14 protein-coding genes and 1 pseudogene are annotated in these 14,513 nt (G+C 63.2%); 9 read left to right on the forward strand and 6 right to left on the reverse strand.

What is annotated here, in order from left to right; translation table 11 throughout:
* The first annotated feature begins 89 nt into the window (after positions 1–89).
* From DKB74_RS14895 to DKB74_RS19150, 8 genes and pseudogenes are all read left to right on the forward strand, one after another.
* Positions 90–365, forward strand: a complete 276-nt coding sequence (locus DKB74_RS14895) for a metal-sensitive transcriptional regulator (protein WP_109808972.1) — start codon at positions 90–92, stop codon at positions 363–365.
* Positions 362–991, forward strand: a complete 630-nt coding sequence (locus tag DKB74_RS14900) for a DUF2231 domain-containing protein (protein WP_239987542.1) — start codon at positions 362–364, stop codon at positions 989–991. Before DKB74_RS14895 ends, DKB74_RS14900 begins: the two co-directional genes overlap by 4 nt.
* Positions 992–1,002: 11 nt before the next feature.
* Positions 1,003–1,386 carry a hypothetical protein gene (locus tag DKB74_RS14905; RefSeq protein ID WP_109808973.1) on the forward strand — a complete coding sequence of 128 codons (384 nt, stop codon included), beginning with the start codon at positions 1,003–1,005 and terminating at the stop codon, positions 1,384–1,386.
* The gene (locus DKB74_RS14910; RefSeq protein WP_109808974.1) at positions 1,386–1,850 is read left to right on the forward strand and encodes a DUF411 domain-containing protein; all 465 of its coding nucleotides are present in this window, start codon (positions 1,386–1,388) and stop codon (positions 1,848–1,850) included. The genes DKB74_RS14905 and DKB74_RS14910 overlap by 1 nt, the downstream gene beginning before the upstream one ends.
* A gap of 39 nt (positions 1,851–1,889) precedes the next feature.
* On the forward strand, positions 1,890–4,256 hold the full coding sequence (locus tag DKB74_RS14915; RefSeq protein WP_109808975.1) for a heavy metal translocating P-type ATPase: 2,367 nt from the start codon (positions 1,890–1,892) through the stop codon (positions 4,254–4,256).
* Complete coding sequence (locus DKB74_RS14920; protein WP_109808976.1) at positions 4,253–4,669, forward strand: ion channel; 417 nt, start codon at positions 4,253–4,255, stop codon at positions 4,667–4,669. Before DKB74_RS14915 ends, DKB74_RS14920 begins: the two co-directional genes overlap by 4 nt.
* Positions 4,670–5,293 carry a DUF305 domain-containing protein gene (locus DKB74_RS14925; RefSeq protein ID WP_193504476.1) on the forward strand — a complete coding sequence of 208 codons (624 nt, stop codon included), beginning with the start codon at positions 4,670–4,672 and terminating at the stop codon, positions 5,291–5,293.
* Positions 5,294–5,911: 618 nt separating this feature from the next.
* A pseudogene (locus tag DKB74_RS19150) lies at positions 5,912–5,977 on the forward strand (hypothetical protein); the annotation flags it as partial.
* A gap of 89 nt (positions 5,978–6,066) precedes the next feature.
* Here the strand turns inward: DKB74_RS19150 and DKB74_RS18730 are convergent.
* From DKB74_RS18730 to DKB74_RS14955, 6 genes are all read right to left on the reverse strand, one after another.
* Complete coding sequence (locus DKB74_RS18730) at positions 6,067–6,255, reverse strand: hypothetical protein (RefSeq protein ID WP_154670836.1); 189 nt, start codon at positions 6,253–6,255, stop codon at positions 6,067–6,069.
* Between the two features lie 229 nt (positions 6,256–6,484).
* On the reverse strand, positions 6,485–8,668 hold the full coding sequence (locus tag DKB74_RS14935; RefSeq protein WP_109808977.1) for a TonB-dependent receptor: 2,184 nt from the start codon (positions 8,666–8,668) through the stop codon (positions 6,485–6,487).
* Positions 8,669–8,885: 217 nt separating this feature from the next.
* A complete protein-coding gene (mhpA, locus tag DKB74_RS14940) occupies positions 8,886–10,415 on the reverse strand; it encodes a bifunctional 3-(3-hydroxy-phenyl)propionate/3-hydroxycinnamic acid hydroxylase MhpA (protein ID WP_109808978.1) in 1,530 nt (509 codons plus the stop codon).
* A complete protein-coding gene (locus tag DKB74_RS14945; RefSeq protein ID WP_109808979.1) occupies positions 10,399–11,247 on the reverse strand; it encodes an amidohydrolase family protein in 849 nt (282 codons plus the stop codon). The genes mhpA and DKB74_RS14945 overlap by 17 nt, the downstream gene beginning before the upstream one ends.
* Positions 11,248–11,265: 18 nt before the next feature.
* On the reverse strand, positions 11,266–12,228 hold the full coding sequence (locus DKB74_RS14950; RefSeq protein WP_109808980.1) for an MBL fold metallo-hydrolase: 963 nt from the start codon (positions 12,226–12,228) through the stop codon (positions 11,266–11,268).
* A 64-nt stretch (positions 12,229–12,292) separates the two neighbouring features.
* A complete protein-coding gene (locus tag DKB74_RS14955; RefSeq protein ID WP_109808981.1) occupies positions 12,293–13,414 on the reverse strand; it encodes a VOC family protein in 1,122 nt (373 codons plus the stop codon).
* 212 nt (positions 13,415–13,626) lie between these two features.
* Between DKB74_RS14955 and DKB74_RS14960 the strand changes: the two genes are divergently transcribed.
* Entirely contained in the window at positions 13,627–14,493 is an 867-nt protein-coding gene (locus DKB74_RS14960) for a fumarylacetoacetate hydrolase family protein (RefSeq protein ID WP_109808982.1), read from the forward strand.
* Positions 14,494–14,513 lie beyond the last annotated feature (20 nt).

The raw sequence follows: 14,513 nt of genomic DNA on the forward strand, positions 1-14,513 counted from the left end.
CTTGCAACTCCTTCGGCCGCTGACATATATACCCCCCAGGAGTATTGCAAGATACCCGGGAGGGTATCGTCGCCGATGGAGTGCTAAACGTGGCAGCAACCGATGGTTCCCGCATCGTAAATCGTCTTCGCAGGATCGAGGGACAGGTGCGCGGCGTGGCGCAGATGATCGAGGATGATCGTTACTGCATCGACGTCCTGAACCAGGTCCAGGCGATCAAAGCTGCTCTCGGCCGTGCCGAGAGCGAAATCTTGAAGCGCCATGCGGCTTGCTGCGTGGCTGAAGCGATCGCCAGCGGTGACGCCGACGAACAGAAGCAGAAATTCGGCGAACTGGTCGACCTTTTCGAGAAGGCCAAGCGGTGAACTCCGTTCTACGCCTTTTGGCCAGCCTGGCTCTTCTTCTCTCGGCAACGGTTGCGTTCGCGCACGGCGACGAGAAGCATGGGGAGGAGGGCACGCGTCCTGCTGTAACCGCTGAGGTCCGTGCTCAGCCCGGTCACGAAATGGAAACGATGGGCAGCGCCGCAGTTCCCAACGAAACCACGCAAGGCCATGATGCCGAGCAGGTTGAGAGTGAAGGCATAACCGGAGCTCTCAAGAGCCTGCATCCGGCAACCGTCCACTTCCCGATAGCGCTCTTGCTGATGGCTGCGCTAATCGAGATGTTCGTAATGTCCCGCCGTACTTCAGAACGCGAAGCGGCCATGAAGATCATGATCTACGGCGGCGCTGCGGGATCTGTCGTGGCAGCGCTGTTCGGGTGGATACATACCGGACTGTGGTTCGGCGGCGATACCGTCATGCAGCTTCACCGCTGGAACGGGATGCTGATCGCCGCCCTTGGCCTGGTGGCAGCCTGGATCGCTTACCGAAATCCGCAATCGCGCCTTGCTCTTCGCCTGACGCTTTTTCCGCTTGCGGTCCTACTGATCGCTCAGGGCTACATGGGCGGCGAACTCGCTCATGGTCTCAATCACCTCAAACTCTGAAGGAGCCTGCCATGCGTTTCAATTCTTTCGCCTGCGCCGGAAAGTCGTTGCTTGCGCCAGCGCTCCTGCTCCCGCTGTATGCATGCAGTGATGCCGCCGCTCCGGTGGAGGAGGAAACTCCGGCAGCCGAGGCGGCTGTCGCTACCCCCGCTCCGGTTGCTTCCGAGGCGGTCACCGAGCCGGTCTCCGAGCCGCGATCTGATGCGCCAGTCGCCGCGTCGAGTCCGCAGCCTGCAACCACCAGTGCGCCCGTGCCTTCCGCTCGCAAGGTCGCGCCGGCACCCGTCGCAACCCCCACGCCGACGGCAGCCGCAACGCCCGCCGCTGATCCGCATGCGGGCCATGACATGACCACCATGTCCGACGAAGACATGAAAGCAATGGGACACAACTGATGAGCCAACGCAGAAATCCGACCCGTCGCCCGCTTCTCCCCATACTTGGCACGATGTTGCTCGCAGCCTGTACGGGCGCGGCGCAGGCAGCCAGCTTCACCATGTATCGCGATCCCAGCTGCGGATGCTGCGAAGCCTGGGCCGCGCACATGCGGCAGGGCGACCGGCACGAAGTCGCCACGGTCGATCACCCCGACATGGCGTCGGTAAAGACGCAGAACGGCGTCCCTGATGACCTTCGTTCGTGTCACACCCTGATCGCGGATCGCTACGTCATCGAGGGCCACGTACCCGCCGCCGAAGTCGAACGCCTGCTCGCGGAAAGGACCGACTGGGTCGAAGGGCTCGCGGTCGCCGGTATGCCGCTCGGATCGCCCGGCATGGAAGCGGGGGGCAAAGTCCAACCGTACCAGGTAATAGCGTTCGGCAACGGCCGCCGCGAGGTTTTCGCATCCTATCCCTGATTTCAGTCATACGCACCTGCGAAGCAGAGGAGGCAATCCATGAGCTGTTGCGACACCCACCACGCAAATCACGCGGAAGGTGAAGCTACCGCCGTCGACCCCGTCTGCAGCATGAGCGTGACGATCGAAAGCGCGGCTCATGTCGCCGAGCACGATGGCGCGACCCATTACTTCTGTTCGGCACGATGCAAGGACAAGTTCGTCAGCGATCCGGAGCACTATCTGTCGGGCGCGCATCCCATGCAGGTCGAAGACGTTCCCGAAGGGACGATCTACACCTGTCCCATGCATCCCGAGATCCGGCAGGTAGGACCGGGAAGCTGCCCCATCTGCGGAATGGCTCTGGAGCCCGAGACGGTCAGCCTCGAGGATGGCCCCGATCCCGAACTCGTCGACATGACCCGCCGCTTCTGGGTCAGCGCGCTCTTCACCCTGCCGTTGTTCGCCTACGCGATGAGCGACATGGTGCCCGGGATCAGCTTCGACCGGCTGATCGAACCGGCACGTGCGCAATGGGCGCAGCTGGCCCTCGCTACACCGGTCGTACTTTGGGGCGGCTGGCCTTTCTTCGAGCGCGCATGGCAGTCGCTCAGGACCCGCAACCTCAACATGTTTACGCTGATCGGCTTCGGCGTTGCGATCGCATTCCTGTTTAGCCTCGTCGCGACTCTCCTTCCCGATATATTCCCGCCCCCCTTCCGCGATCATTCGGGTCGGGTTGGGGTATATTACGAAGCAGCGGCGGTCATCACCACGCTCGTCCTACTTGGCCAGGTGCTCGAACTCAGGGCGCGGGGCTCAACCTCGAGCGCGCTGCGTGCACTGCTCGAACTTGCGCCGCCGACCGCGCTCAAGATCTTCGGCAGCGGCGACGAGCGCGAAGTGTCGCTCGACCAATTGGCAAGCGGTGACCTGCTCCGCGTCCGCCCGGGTGACAAGGTGCCGGTCGATGGCGAAGTGACCGAGGGCGCGAGCGCCATTGACGAGTCCATGATCAGCGGCGAGCCGCTGCCTGTTTCCAAAAAGGCCGGCGACCAGGTGATCGGCGGAACGGTCAACCAGACCGGCGGCTTCGTTATGCGGGCGGGCGCGGTCGGCAAGGACACGATGCTGTCCAAGATCGTCCAAATGGTCGCCGAAGCTCAGCGCAGCCGCGCACCGATCCAGCGTCTGGCCGATCAGGTCGCGGCCTGGTTCGTGCCTTCCGTGGTCGTGATCGCGGTCGTTACCTTTATCGTCTGGGCCATCTGGAGGCCATTCCCCGCGCTTGCCTATGCGCTGGTCAACGCAATCGCCGTTCTCATCATTGCCTGCCCATGCGCGCTCGGCCTCGCAACGCCGATGTCGATCATGACCGGGACCGGCAAGGGCGCCCAGCACGGCATCCTCATCCGCAACGCCGAGGCGCTCGAGACGCTCGAAAAGATCGACACGCTGGTGGTCGACAAGACGGGCACTCTCACCATGGGCAAGCCTGATCTCGTCGCCGTCACTCCCCGAGTGGGCCTGGACGAGGCCGAGTTCCTTTCCGCCGTCGCCGCGGTCGAATCGGGGAGCGAGCATCCGCTTGCCCATGCAATAGTTGAAGGCGCCAAGGCGCGAGGCGTGGCGTTCGAGGCAGCGTCTGATTTGTCGTCGACTACCGGCGAGGGTGTCGAGGCGCGCGTGGGACCGCGGAAGGTCGCCATTGGTAACGAGAAACTGATGCGGCGGCTCGGTATCGATGATGCGGAATGGCTCGCGTCCGCAGAAGCCGGACGCTCCCAGGGCCAGACCGTGATGTTCGTGGCCATCGATGGCGCACCGGCAGGGCTGATCGCGGTCGCCGATCCGATCAAGCCGACCAGCGCTGCGGCCATTCGGGCGCTGCACGAGCGCGGGATCGAAGTGGTCATGCTGACCGGCGATAGCCGGGCCACCGCCGAAGCCGTGGCCCGCCAGCTCGGTATCGACGAGGTCGAGGCCAATGTGTCGCCCGAGGACAAGCATCGCAAGATCGAGGCTCTCAAGGCCGCCGGCAAGCGCGTTGCGATGGCAGGGGACGGCATCAACGATGCGCCGGCGCTGGCGGCGGCGGATGTCGGCATTGCGATGGGAACCGGCACCGACGTGGCAATCGAAAGCGCTGGCGTCACGCTGGTTCGCGGCGACCTGACCGGTGTTCTCCAGGCGATCGTCCTGTCGCGCGCCACCATGCGCAATATTCGCCAAAACCTCGTATTCGCGTTCGGATACAATGCGCTCGGCATCCCGGTGGCAGCGGGCGTGCTGTTTCCCGCCTTTGGCCTTCTTCTCAATCCAATGATCGCCGCCGCGGCCATGAGCCTCTCGTCGGTGTCGGTCATCGCCAATGCCCTGCGTCTTCGCGGGCTCAGCCTTCCAACCTTGAGCGAAGGTCGGGCATGATCGCGGCAACGGCTATCGGAATAGCGCTCTTCCTTGCTTCGCTGACATTGCATCTCGCCATGCTGCGCCTGGCGAAGAAGCTTGCACCGCCGGGGCTTGCGCCGACCGGTCTGAGACTAACGGGCGGCTCATTGCTCGTTCTCATCAGCCACATGATGGTAGCCGTTGTCTTCGCGGCCGGTTTCGCATGGGCAGCCTCGCTCGGTCTTGGCGGGTTCGCCAAGGAACCGGCCATGTTGCCCATGGATTATTATTACTTCGCCCTGATCACCGTGACGACAGTGGGCCTGGGCGACATCTATCCAACCGATCATCTCAGGGTGATTGCGGGCATCGCGTCGCTGACGGGTTTCATCCTGATCAGCTGCACAGCCCAGTACGTATACAAGACGATGAGCCAACAGGAGGATTGAATGGCTGACAACCACAGCGCGGACCACCAGCAGAACGGTGGTGGAAGCCACTACTGGCGCTTCATGGCGATGGTGGCGACGTCGACCGCGATCATGTTCGGCCTGATGTATCTAAACACATACGAGCTTAATCACGTGTTCTGGAGCGAGACGCGCTTTTGGATGACGTTCGTTATGGGCGGCATGATGATGATCGTCATGCTCCTCTTCATGTGGGGCATGTACAAGGACAAGACCAAGAACTTCATCATCCTGGGCGTAGGCGCGCTGGTCTTTGCGGTGGCGCTGTGGCTGGTCCGCAGCCAGGCGACCGTCAACGACGAAGAGTACATGTCCGCTATGATCCCTCACCATTCGATCGCAATCATGACGAGCGCGCGGGCCGAGATCACCGATCCGCGTGTTCGCAAGCTGGCGGACTCGATCATCGAGGCTCAGGTCAAAGAAATTGCAGAGATGAAGTTGCTGATCGAAGATATCGAAAGGAACGGTGAGATGGGCGACGGCACGCCACTCCCCGCGCGGACGACCGATCTCACACCAGAGCTATTGCAGGAAGCCAAACAGGCGGTTGAGCGTCCTATCAGCCCGGAGGTGCGCGACGAGGTTACGGTGGACGAATAGAAGCTTCGAGATGATTTATCCCGCAATTTGCGAAAACGTGAATTTGCGGGATAACCACGTGATCGGATGGCTGTGCGAAGGTGGTTTGCTGACCGTTCTTGCTGACTTGCAATGACGATATCAAAGCGGGATTAGCGCTAATGCTGAGTCCTGAAAAAGGCATCGAACCAATGCATTAGACGGGTTTTGAGGGCCTTTTGAGGGCTTTTTGGAGATAGCCGAATTTTTAACCATCTGATAAGACTTAAAAAACTAGCTCGAATGTGATGCCTCTTCTGGCACCATTTCCCCCTAAAAACATCCCAGAACCATCGAAAAAACGGCAGAAATCTGCCATTTTCCACGGTGTCGGATATCAAGCCGTCCGATCAGATTTCATCGGACGCCCCCACATTTGGGGCCACCGTTTGGGGCCAATTGGTGACCCCAAAATTCGATGGCCCAGGAGCCATTTCGTGGGGATCGGGAAGGGTCGCTCAGGCTGAACCATTTGAACGGGAATGTTCGCCATGGCTTTGAGGGATCGGGAGATTCGCACGCTCAAGCCGCAGGACCGCATTTACAAGCGCGCCGACGAGCGCGGACTATACATCGAAGTGCATCCCAGCGGGTCGAACTTTGGCAGGCACGCCCGAGACCGCGCGCCGTTGCCGCTCCTTAGCGAGCCGAGAGTTTCGCTACGGGGTGGCGACCGGCCGCTGCGAAGCCGGCCCGACCTCGGTGCTGCGCGGTGCGCTGATCACGCCAAAGACGAAGCGCCATGCGGCGATTCTCTATCCGAAGGCAGTCGGCGAAGAGCGGGTAGCGATGACGGCGAGCAACGGTGATTCGCGCGCGGCGCGCACCTCGGCGAGCTTGCGATCGCGCTCGGTGGTATCGGGAGCGGGCACAGTGGCTGGCCCTTCGACAAGCATCGCCCCACGCTGATGGTCGAGGATCGGCTTGCCGAGATCGCCGGGCAACGGCAGCCCGAGTTTCGGCAGTCGCCAGAGGAGACAGCCAGGCTGCCGACGGTCTCGTTCGGCGCTGGTTCCCGTGCGGGCCGGGTCCTCGGGCGCCTGCCCGCCGGAATGCATCGGCCGTAGCGCCTCCTCGTCGTTTTCATTCCCGTCCGTCCTCACGTCGGGATTAGCTTGGTGACCTGATCAGAAAACCGGGACCACCTCAGCCGAACGAGCCAGCCCCGGCACGTCAATATTTGAACCCCAGTTGCAGCGCGATGGTCCGCGGTGATTCCGGGATCGCGAAAACATTGCCGGCGGGCATCAGCGGGCCGGGGAAAACGAAGCCGAAATTGCGTTCGTCGTTCAGGTTCTTGCCGATCAGCCGGATACTCCAACCCTGATCGCTGACCAGCCCCATGCTCACATTGACCCGCTGCGAGCCAGGGATACGGATGACATTGGCCTGATTACGCTGACCGGCCTCGCTGGAACGATAGGTCAGGTCGCCATCGAGCGAGAAGCGCAGATCGCCGCTGATCCGCGGATGCAGCGAGAAACCGGCTACGCCGCTCCAGCGCGGAGCATGGGTCGTGTCGCTGTCGGTAACGGTGTCGCGGGCATGGGCGTAGGTGTTGTTCCAGAAAAAGCTGAAGTCGCGATTCGCGGTCCAGCGGATTTCCGATTCCAGGCCATAGGTTTCGAGGTTGGTGTTATCGACCTCGAACGCCAGCCCGGTGAAGGTGACGAGCTGAAAATCCCTGACCTTGGTAAAGAATGCCGCCGCATTCACGGTCAGCCGGCGATCGAGGAACTGGCTCTTGAAGCCGATTTCGCCGGTGCGAGCACGCTCCGGATCATATTCCGACTGGTCGAGATAGGAGGCGGACTGGGCGAAGCCGCCAGCCTTGGTCCCCTGTCCCACCGAACCATAGACGAGAATATCGGGCGTCACCTGATAGCTGAGCCCGAGCGACGCATCGACATTGCCCTCCGTCTTCGACATCGAAAAGGGCGCATAGGGCGGCAGAACAACCTGGCTGTAGATGCCCGGCTCAATCGCCGTGCGCGCCAGATCGACCGACTTCTTCTCGTTGGTGTAGCGCAGGCCGAGCGAGATGGTGACATCGCGCACCGCCTCATAATCGACCTGACCGAAGGTCGAAATCGCGCGATCATCCTGCCGGAACTTGGTGAGCGACACGCCGGTGACCGGCGTTGCGCCGGGATAATGGAAGCTTCCCGTGGTGTCGTTGTCATAACTGCCGTCGAGATAGAGCGCGCCGACGATGAAGCGGAACGCCCGGCTGTCGGGCGAGGCGAGCCGCACTTCCTGCGAGAATTGCTCCGAACTGTCGCTGACATATTGCAGCCCATAATCGCCGGGAACGAACGCAACATTGCTGTTCGCATCCGACGTGGACTGGGTATAGCCGGTCTGCGCGGTGAGCGTGTATTCGCCGAGCGACCAGTCGATCGTCACCGATCCGCGATGGCTGTGCAGGTCACCATGCCCGGCGCCGCCCAGCGCGGGCGAATAGATGGCGGTGCGGTTGTCGAGATCCGCGTCGACCGCGCCGGGATAGCCGGCCGCGGCCCCCAGTGCTTCCGGAACGCCCGTGCTGCGCACCAGTTCGGCGGTGGCGCCGTCGCTGACATCGTGGCTCAACTGGAACATGGCGGTGATTTCAACCGCCGGATCAGGGGTCCAGACGCCGACGATACGTCCGGCCGTGGTTTCCGAGGCAGGCCCGTAGCTGCCGTCGATCAGATTTTCGATCGCCCCGCGATTATAGTTGTACAGGCCGGCCACGCGAAAGCGCAGGTCCTGGGTAACGGGAAGGTCGATGCCTCCCTCCACCCGGTTCTTATAAACCTCGAACTCGCGCGTGGCGCGAATGTCGAAGCCGAAGTCCTGGCCGGGCTTGCGCGTGATCAGGTTGACGGCGCCCAGGCTGGTATTCTTGCCGAGCAGCGCCGCCTGTGTGCCCTTCACCGTTTCGATGCTGCCGACATCGAACAGCGAGGTCGAAAATTCACGCGAGCGCGGCGTGTAGACGCCGTCGACGAAGAGCGAGACCGAACTGTCGAACGACGGATTGCCCGGCTCCGACCCCAGTCCGCGGATCGTGATCGAAAAGGCGTTGGGCAAGGGTGCATCGGATATGTTGATCGCAGGCGCGACCGAGGAAATATCGGTGAAGTCCTGAACGCCGCGCGCGGCGATGGTGTCCGCATCGATCCGGCCGACGGTGGCGGGCACTTCCTGCGCCAACTCGCTGCGCTTGCGCGCGGTCACGACGATTTCGGGTGCGGCACTGGATTGCGTGTTGTCCGGTCCCTTGGAATCGGTGCCGGCGTCCTGCGCGCATGCCGGTGTGGCGAGCAGCGCGCCTGCCGCGACCGAACACAGGAACAACTTGTATTTCTGCATATTAAACCCCTCCTTATCTTATTTTTATAGGAAAAAATATATTATTTGCAGAACTAGTCAATCTCCAATTCGTGGCGATGCAAGCCACGGTAATCTCTTTGTTTTTCGTACTTTTCCGACTGGGCCGCCCGCCGGGGACGTCAAGGACGGACGAATCCGGATGCCGTGCGGTCGGCCCTAACCACGGTCTTGCGCCCCCGTTTCGAACAGGTCCCCTTTATTCCGCAAACACGCCGCCGGGCTGGGCCAGGCCGAGCATGCCCTGCCATCGCTCGGCCAGTTCCCCCGCCGTTCCGGTGCCGAAGACATAGCGGTCCGGGCGTACCAGCACGGCCTGCGCCTCCTGTTCGTCGAGCCATGCCTCGATCGCTTCGCGGAAGGGCGCAAGTTCTCTGTCCGACGTGGCAAGGTGGCGAAGTCCGGGCGTATCGGCTCCGCCCTTCCGGTCGATCAGCCAGGTACCGGGCCCGATCGCATCGTCTAGCCGGACCGAATCACCGGCCACGAATTGCGGAAAGATGGTTCCCGCAGCCGAATCGCCCGGGACGAAAACGCCATGCTCGCGCCCGGGTCCGCAGGGCTGCGGCAACGGGATTTCGGTACCGGCTGCAGCGGCAGCAAGCATCGCCGCATCGCGCTGCGCCGCCACTTCGGGATCGAGCGAGCATACGAGGCGACCCATATGGATGGCGAGCTCGATATAGCTGCGCGTACACGGCTCGCGCTCAGCCTGATAGGTCTCGAGCAGCGCATCCTCGGCGCCGTTCCGGAAAATCTCGCCCAGTTTCCAGGCCAGGTTCACCGCGTCACGGATGCCCGAGCACATGCCCTGCCCGGCAAAGGGCGGGGTCTGGTGCGCGGCATCGCCGGCCAGCAGCAGCCGCCCGTCGCGCCACTGTTTCGCCACCAGCCCATGGAAGCGATAGACCGCGCGGCGCTCGATCTCGACCCTGGCGTTCCACGGTTCGAGCAGCGTTTCGACAAAATCCGGATCAAGCGCGCGGTCAGGGTCCTCGCCGGGCAGCAGCATGAATTCCCAGCGATGACGCCCCGGTCCCATCCGCACGCAGGTCGTCGGCCGGGCGGGATCGCAGATCTGCAGATTCACCCTGGGCACGCTCTCAGGATCGTCGGGAATGGTGTCCACCACCAGCCATGGCTCGTCGAACTGATAATCGTCGAGGCCCACGCCCATCGCATCGCGCACCGCACTGCGCGCGCCGTCGCATCCGACGAGGTAGCGCGCCTCGATTACCGTCCTGCTACCGTCTTCCCCCGTCGCGGTGACATCGACATGGTCACCGGCCTCCGCGAACCCGGTAAATGCCTGCCCCAGCCGTACCGAGACATTGGCCATCGCGGCGAGCCGCGCGCGCAGCGCCCGCTCCACGCCCGGCTGGTTGAACATATAGGAAGCCGCCCAACCCGAAACGCCGCGCTCGCCAAGCTGGGCGTCCATCAGCAGTTCGCCCTTGGCATTGCGGAACTCGTACGGACCCGCGGGCTCGGCGTGCTTCAGGACCTCGTCGGCTATTCCGATCGACTGGAACACGCGCATGATCTCGTGATCGAAATGCGCCGCGCGCGGCAATGGATAGACTTCGTGCGACCGCTCGAGCGCAATCACGTTCAGCCCCTGCTGGCCCAACAGGCAGGCAAGCACTGCGCCGACCGGGCCAAGCCCGGCGACGACGATATCGGCCCGTTCGTTCATCGACACATCGTCTCCGTCATTCTGGTTGGTCATCCGGGGCACCCGCAGCTGCGCGCGAAACCGGTGCCATCGCGCGAAGCAGTTCGACCTCGCCGGGCGATCCGACCAGCGTCAGATCATACTGCCAGCGCGCCAGCCACTGCCGTGCTTCTGCCGCGGGCAAAGCCCGCTCGCCGACGATCGGCGAGCCGCCGATCAGCGTGAGGCGCGAGGCAAGGAACGAGGTCGGTCCGCCGCCATGGCTGAAGATGAAACGGATATTGCAGCGCCGGTCGAGGGCGCCCGAATAGAGCAGGCTTGCGATCGCACGCGTCGAATCGAACGGAAATTCGATCATCGGTGCCGGCAGTCCCAGCCCGAAGGCTTCGAAGCAGCAGGGCATGGTGGGGTGGACGAAGACATTCGCTCCCCGCTCGTCGAGCGCATCGAGCAAGGGCGCGAACGCGGCCTCGCCCAGATACGCGCCCGCCGCGTTTGTCGGCAACGCGACACCGTCGAGCCCGAGCGTGTCGAGCGCATGCTCAAGCTCGGCGAGGCTTTCGGGGACCATCGGTGCGGGCAGCATCGCGAGCGCGCCGAAACGGGTGGGATAGTTCGTCTTCAGTTCGGCGGCATAATTGTTCACTTCCCGGCACAGACGCGGGGCCTCGCCGTCGGCCAGTGCCACCGCGAAGGGAGACGAAACCGAAAGCAGCGCCCCGGCAATTCCCAGTTCGTCCATGAGACCGATCGCCGCTTCGGGTGACCAGTCGGGCACTGGAATACCGCCATCGAGCCGGGTCAGCCCGGCGCAACGCAACGCTTCGCGATAGGCGGGCGGCAGGAAATGGGCGTGGACATCGATCGCCTTTTCGGGAAGCAGCATCGCCGAGCGCCTCTCGCGTCAGAAACTGTCGAGATCATTCGCGAAGGCGAACGGGCCGGCATAATATTTGGCGATCGTCTCGCGCGCAGCGGGGATATCGTCGTCGGGGATCGCGTCATGCGTGAGGACCAACTGCTTCACGCCCGCGCGCCGCGCCATTTCGCCGACCTCCTGTGGCGAGAGATGCTCGCGGCGGAAATGGTCGGCGATCATGTCGCGGATCATCATCGGCGTGTCCGGATTGTCCGCGAAAATGCTGACGAGCGAGATGTCGGGGTCCATGACCTCCGCCACCAGCAGATCGGCACCCTTCGCGAGTTGCTCGACCGCCTCGCTAGGTCCGGTGTCGCCGGTGAAGACCACCGATCTGTGCGGTGTGTCGAAACGATAGGCGAAGGAGAGCGCATCGGGCGCGTCGCCACCCGGGGTCGCCACGTAATGCGTGTTGCGGACCGCCTTCACCTTCACATCGCCGAGCGCGACCTCGGCCCCGTCGGTCAATTCGGTAACGTGAAGATTGGCGGCGGGATCGCCGGGCATGAAGGCGCGCATATTGTTGCCACCCATGCTCGACGCCATGATCGCCGCGACCAGGTCGTCGACCAGCGCCTTGGTACCCGGCGGGCCGTAAATCGCGAGCGGGCTGGGTTCGAGCATCTGATAGCGCTGGCTGATCAGGGCGAACAGGCCGCCGGTATGGTCGAAATGCAAGTGGCTGATGAAGATGGTGTGGATTTCGGGCAGGTGAACGCCCGCCTTGGCGAGTTGCCACGCCGCGCCGTCGCCGGCGTCGATCAGGATATTCCGGTCACCTACCTTAAGCAGATTGGCAGGTTCGGCGCGCTCCGGATTGGGAATCGGGCCCGAATTGGTGCCCAGCGTGACGAAACGGACGTCCTGCGCGGGCGCCGCTGGCGGCGCCGAGGCAGTTTCCGCGCCCAGCATGAGGGGCAGCAGCGCAACCGCCAGTTTCGTTCGCATATCCGTCACTCCTTGGTTTGATTCGATTGAAGCCCGTCTTTTGCGGACGCAGTGGTAGGCGGGATCAGTGCCAGGGGCGCGGCGGGTCCTTCATCGCCCGCATCAGCGCCCTGGCGCGGGCGAAGGACATTTCCTCGCTCGCGCGAACGTTGCGAAAGGCGCGCCATAAAAGCCGGGGCGACATTTTGGGCTTTTCGAAATCGGCCGGCACCGGTGGCCCCCATTGGTAGAGCCCTCCGCTCGATAGCGGCGAGACATCGGGCGGGCGGGCGGCGGTAAACTTGTCGCTGTCGATGAAATGTTCGTGCTTGGCGCCAACGGGGTCGCGCCAGTAATTGAAGATCTGACTGCCCAGCAGGTGGCGGCCCATCCCCCAGGCATGTTTCCAGCCGCGCGAATGCAGCCATTCCTGCCCCATCGCGATATCATCGACATCGATGCATTCGAAGGCGCAGTGGCTGAACCCGTTGACCACATTCTGCGCGATCACCAGCGTGTGATGGTCGGTGGGCGTGTCGCCCCGGTCGCAGCGCATGAACATCAGCGCGGGATCGCCCTCGCCGATCGTCTGGACGTCGGACGGAATCAGTCCGAAATGATCCATGTACCAGCGCACGCAGCGGAAGAAATCGACCACGCCCAGCACCGCGTGCCCCAGCCGCAGGATCGTCGCCGGCTGGGCGGGCGGACGCTGCATGGCGTTGAGCCGGCGAAGCTCGCCGTCGATATTGTGCGACAGCGACTCGCGGGGCGCGGCCGCCGGGGCAAGCGGCCCGTGGACCGCATGCACGCGGTTCCCCGCCGGATCGGTCAGCTTCACCTGTTCGCCCTCGGGCCAGCAAAGCGCGGGTTCGATCGCCGATGCGTCCGGCAGCGCGGCCAGACGTTCGAGATCGCTCCGCGAACCGACCGCAAGCGCCAGCCCGCGAAACGCATCATCGCCTTCGCTGAGCAAATAGCATGGCCCGTAGCCGCCGACTGCGGAAAAGGCGGTCCAGCCTTGCGCGCGGCCCGTCTCGTGCAACCCGAAATCGGCGAGAAAGTCGGCTTGGCGCTTCACGTCGGTGCGGCTGAAGCGGACATGCGCGATGTCGACCGCCCGGACGACCGGATCAGTGCAGCGCGCCAGTCGCGGGTCGGCACGCACCTTTTCGACCGTGGCGGCCCAATCCGAATCATCCGTCATGTCAGCCTGCTCCTATCGTGTCCTCGCGGTCGGCCTTGGGGGCGTTGCCGCCGGTGAAAGGCCGGCAACGGCACCCTGTGCCCGCTCTCGACCTTGCCCAATAAGTCATAAAAACATTTTTTTTCTAGTCAAATCGGTTTTTTGGTCATTATGCTTGGGAACGATGCAAGGGCGAATCCCCGCGTGCGACCGAGGTAGAACAGGAGAAGCTGATGCGATTGGTGCGTTTCGATGATGCCGGAAAGACACGACTGGGCGTTGTCCGGGACAGCGAGATCATCCCGCTTGATACGCTCGAAGCGCGCTATCCCACGATGCTTTCCATCGTCGCGGGCGGCGGTGACGCGCTGCGCGAAATCGCAGTGATCCGTGACGCGGGCGCGGACGCGCTGCCGCTCGACCAGGCGACGCTGCTCGCGCCGATCGAGCGGCCCGGAAAATATCTCGCGATCGGCATGAACTATCGCAAGCATATCGAGGAAGCCAAGAAGCTGGGTGTCGACACGCCGAAGAATCAGTTCTGGTTCAACAAGCAGACGAGCTGCATCACCGGCCCCTTCGCCGACACCGATCCGGGGGTTTCGGCCGCGCTCGATTATGAGGTCGAACTGGGCGTAGTCATAGGCAAACCCGCCAAGGGGGCGAGCAGGGACCAAGCGCGAGACCATGTCTTCGGCTATCTGGTGTGCAACGATGTCTCCGCGCGCGACTGGCAGCAGCATTCGCCGACATTCACCGTCGGCAAGTCGTTCGACACGCATGGACCGATCGGCCCCTGGATCGTCACCGCCGACGAGATTGCCGATCCGCATACGCTCCGGCTGCGCTGCTATGTCAACGGCGAGCTGCGGCAGGACGGCAATACCGATCAGCTGGTCTATGACATCTGGGACCAGATTTCCTATCTCTCGACGGCGTTCACGCTTGAATCGGGCGACCTGATCGCGACCGGAACCCCCAATGGCGTGGGCGCCGCGATGTCGCCGCCGAGCTTCCTCCAGCCCGGCGATGTCGTACGCTGCGAAATCGATGGTGTCGGCGTCATCGAAAATCGTGTCGTGGCGAACGCGGCGCACTGACCGCCGAACCGCTTCGCGCG

The organism is Stakelama portus (assembly GCF_003171655.1).
Taxonomy (GTDB): Bacteria; Pseudomonadota; Alphaproteobacteria; order Sphingomonadales; family Sphingomonadaceae; genus Sphingomonas; species Sphingomonas portus.

Excerpts from the sequence above, each read along its gene's own strand:
- DKB74_RS14905 (WP_109808973.1), top strand. The coding sequence starts at position 1,003 with ATGCGTTTCAATTCTTTCGCCTGCGCCGGAAAGTCGTTGCTTGCGCCA.
- DKB74_RS14910 (WP_109808974.1), top strand. The coding sequence starts at position 1,386 with ATGAGCCAACGCAGAAATCCGACCCGTCGCCCGCTTCTCCCCATACTT.
- DKB74_RS14915 (WP_109808975.1), top strand. The coding sequence starts at position 1,890 with ATGAGCTGTTGCGACACCCACCACGCAAATCACGCGGAAGGTGAAGCT.
- DKB74_RS14920 (WP_109808976.1), top strand. The coding sequence starts at position 4,253 with ATGATCGCGGCAACGGCTATCGGAATAGCGCTCTTCCTTGCTTCGCTG.
- DKB74_RS14925 (WP_193504476.1), top strand. The coding sequence starts at position 4,670 with ATGGCTGACAACCACAGCGCGGACCACCAGCAGAACGGTGGTGGAAGC.
- DKB74_RS14935 (WP_109808977.1), bottom strand. The coding sequence starts at position 8,668 with ATGCAGAAATACAAGTTGTTCCTGTGTTCGGTCGCGGCAGGCGCGCTG.
- mhpA (WP_109808978.1), bottom strand. The coding sequence starts at position 10,415 with ATGACCAACCAGAATGACGGAGACGATGTGTCGATGAACGAACGGGCC.
- DKB74_RS14945 (WP_109808979.1), bottom strand. The coding sequence starts at position 11,247 with ATGCTGCTTCCCGAAAAGGCGATCGATGTCCACGCCCATTTCCTGCCG.
- DKB74_RS14950 (WP_109808980.1), bottom strand. The coding sequence starts at position 12,228 with ATGCGAACGAAACTGGCGGTTGCGCTGCTGCCCCTCATGCTGGGCGCG.
- DKB74_RS14955 (WP_109808981.1), bottom strand. The coding sequence starts at position 13,414 with ATGACGGATGATTCGGATTGGGCCGCCACGGTCGAAAAGGTGCGTGCC.
- DKB74_RS14960 (WP_109808982.1), top strand. The coding sequence starts at position 13,627 with ATGCGATTGGTGCGTTTCGATGATGCCGGAAAGACACGACTGGGCGTT.